At 46.1% G+C, this 3274-nt stretch carries 3 protein-coding genes and 1 pseudogene; all 4 read right to left on the reverse strand.

The window, feature by feature from the left end; all coding sequences use genetic code 11:
• A pseudogene (locus tag B7X71_RS14070) lies at positions 1-108 on the reverse strand (outer membrane lipid asymmetry maintenance protein MlaD); the annotation flags it as partial.
• Between the two features lie 21 nt (positions 109-129).
• Positions 130-927, reverse strand: coding sequence for a lipid asymmetry maintenance ABC transporter permease subunit MlaE (gene mlaE, locus B7X71_RS14075; protein ID WP_293599411.1), 798 nt, complete (start codon positions 925-927; stop codon positions 130-132).
• Positions 924-1790: an ABC transporter ATP-binding protein gene (locus tag B7X71_RS14080; protein ID WP_293599412.1), complete on the reverse strand. Its 867-nt coding sequence runs from the start codon at positions 1788-1790 to the stop codon at positions 924-926. The genes mlaE and B7X71_RS14080 overlap by 4 nt, the downstream gene beginning before the upstream one ends.
• Before the next feature lie 10 nt (positions 1791-1800).
• Positions 1801-3264, reverse strand: coding sequence for a glutamate synthase subunit beta (locus B7X71_RS14085; protein ID WP_293601069.1), 1464 nt, complete (start codon positions 3262-3264; stop codon positions 1801-1803).
• Positions 3265-3274 lie beyond the last annotated feature (10 nt).

A 3274-nucleotide genomic window follows, 5' to 3' on the forward strand; every position in this document is an offset into this window, starting at 1 on the left:
AAAAGAAACGGCGTTCATATTGCCGACCTTTAATGCAAGAAACAAAGCAGCCAGCAAGCCAATGGCCACAAAGATTCCAACCCAAATATCAATTGCACTTTTTCTCATAAGAGTCCCAGTTTATTCTTTCTAATTCGAGAACATCATTGCAGTTAGCAGGAAGTCCAATGCTAAAACCGATAAAGAAGAAATCACCACCGTTCTCGTGGTAGCTTGCGATACGCCCTCAGGCGTTGGTTTTGCCTCGTAACCCTGATACAGAGCAATAAAAGTCACTGCTACACCAAACACCAGACTCTTAATCAGGCCATTACCAATATCAGAGAAGAGATCTACTCCACCCTGCATCTGAGACCAGAAGGCACCAGAGTCCACACCAATCAATGGCACCCCAACAAAGTAGCCGCCCATCACACCAACAGCCGTAAAGATCGTTGCCAAAATCGGCATTGCAATAATGCCAGCCCATAAACGCGGAGCAATCACACGACTTAATGGATCTACTGCCATCATTTCCATTGCGCTGAGCTGTTCGCCGGCTTTCATCAAGCCAATCTCTGCAGTGAGAGATGTGCCAGCACGGCCGGCAAATAACAAGGCTGTAATCACGGGACCCAATTCACGGGTAAGTGACAGTGCGACCAATAAACCCAAAGCCTGCTCTGAGCCATATCGATTAAGAGTGTAATAACCCTGCAGTCCTAAGACGAAGCCAACGAATAAACCAGATACCGCAATGATCACAAATGAGTGATTACCCACAAACAGAATTTGATCGGAAACTAAGCGAGGTCTTTTTAATAAAAATCCGGAACGCCAAATCACTGCAGCAAACATGCGAGCAGCAAGGCCAAGACTTGTTAAGTTACGACGAACAAAAAAACCGAGGTCACCGAAAATATCTAAGGCCTTATGAAGGATGCTCATTTCAGGCTCACTCCAAAATCTTCTGCAAGGCTTTGGCCTGGGTAATGAAATGGCACAGGACCATCCGGTGAAGCATCTAGAAATTGACGTACAAACGGATCGTTTGAACGACTCAATTCTTCTGGTGTACCTTCTGCACCAATACGACCATTGGCAATGAAATAAACATAATCGGCAATTTCAAATGTTTCTTCAACATCATGCGTCACCAAGAGGCTGGTCGCGCCCAGCGCTTGATTCAAATCTCGAATCAAGCGTGCAGTAATACCCAAGGAAATTGGATCCAAGCCCGCAAAGGGCTCGTCGTACATGATCAACGGTGGATCAAGTGCAATCGCTCTTGCTAGAGCAACACGGCGTGCCATGCCACCAGAAATCTGTGAAGGCATTAAATCACGTGCACCACGCAAGCCAACCGCATTCAGTTTCATGAGTACCAGTGATCGCAATAAATCTTCGCTTAAGTCGGTATGTTCACGCAAAGGAAAGGCGACGTTTTCAAAAACACTCAGATCGGTAAAAAGTGCGCCAAACTGAAAGAGCATTCCCATACGACGACGGGCAGCCATTAACTCTGTGCCATTCATTTTGCCAATGTCATGACCCTCAAAAAGGACTTGACCAGACTGCGCTGTAAATTGACCGCCAATCAGTCTCAGAATTGTGGTCTTGCCACAACCAGAGCCACCCATCACCGCAACAACTTGGCCACGGCGGAACTCCATATTGAGCCCCGATAAAATTTGCCTCTCACCAGGAGCATAGGAAAAGTTGACGTTCTTAATTTGAACTACAACTTCGCCTTGGCCACCGCTAGAGGTTTTTTGCTTCACTTCCACCGAATTGGAGTGGCTACTGTTCATATCCTCGATATTATCGTGGCAGAACAGAAGACCCCATTAAATACTCGTCTACTGCTTGAGCAGCTTGACGACCTTCACGAATCGCCCAAACCACCAAGGATTGTCCGCGACGCATATCGCCAGCAGCAAAGACCTTTGGAACATTGGTTTGATAAGCATTTTGACCATCAACCGTAGCCTTTGCATTGCCGCGCGCATCTTTTTCAACACCAAATGCATTGAGAACCTGGGCTGCAGGTGATACAAAGCCCATTGCTAAAAATACTAAATCTGCCTTAATCTCAAATTCAGAATTTGGCATTTCTGTCATCTTGCCGTCTTTCCACTCCAAACGCACACAAATTAGTTTCTCTAATTTGCCATCTTTACCTTCAAAGCGCTTAGTCGCAACTGACCAATCGCGCTCACAACCTTCTTCATGCGATGAAGAGGTGCGCAACTTCGTTGGCCAGTAAGGCCATACCAAAGGCTTATTCTCAGTTTCTGGTGGCTGTGGCAACAATTCAAATTGAGTAATCTTGGCAGCACCATGACGATTGGAGGTACCGACACAATCAGATCCGGTATCGCCGCCGCCAATTACAACCACATGCTTACCAGCTGCAGAAATTTCGTTTTTGAAATCGCCTGCGTTTTCTTTGTTCTGAGGAATCAAGAATTCTAAAGCGTAATGAACGCCCTTCAACTCACGGCCAGGAACTGGCAGGTCACGCGGCTGTTCTGATCCACCACTAATCACAACAGCATCAAAATCTTTCATCAACTGATTAGGTGAAACAGTTTTAGTTGAATAATTTTTTACTTCAGCGCCAATCGCTTCTTTACCAATAAATACGCCAGTCTCAAACTTCACACCCTCAGCTTGCATTTGCTCAACGCGACGATCGATCAACCACTTTTCCATTTTGAAATCAGGAATGCCATAACGCAACAATCCACCAACACGATCGTTCTTTTCAAACACGGTAACGTCGTGACCAACACGCGCTAATTGCTGCGCAGTCGCCATACCAGCAGGTCCACCACCAACAACGGCAACTTTTTTACCAGTTTTAGTTTTGGATGGCTGTGGCTTAACCCAACCATTCTCCCAACCCTTATCAATAATGGCGTGCTCGATAGACTTAATACCTACCGCGTCACTATTAATTCCCAAAGTACATGCAGCTTCGCAAGGTGCCGGGCAGATACGGCCAGTGAACTCAGGGAAGTTATTGGTGGATTGCAAAACATCCAACGCATTCTTCCAGTCATCATGAAATACCAAGTCATTGAAATCAGGAATGATATTGTTTACCGGGCATCCGTTATTACAAAACGGAATGCCGCAATCCATACAGCGTGCGCCTTGTACTTTAGCCTCATCATCCGTTAATGCGGCAACGAACTCTTTGTAGTGATGGAGGCGTTTAACGGGAGCTTCGTAGGTTTCCTCTACGCGCTCAAACTCCATAAATCCAGTGACCTTACCCATATCGAATCCT

It is taken from the genome of Polynucleobacter sp. 39-46-10 (assembly GCF_002282275.1).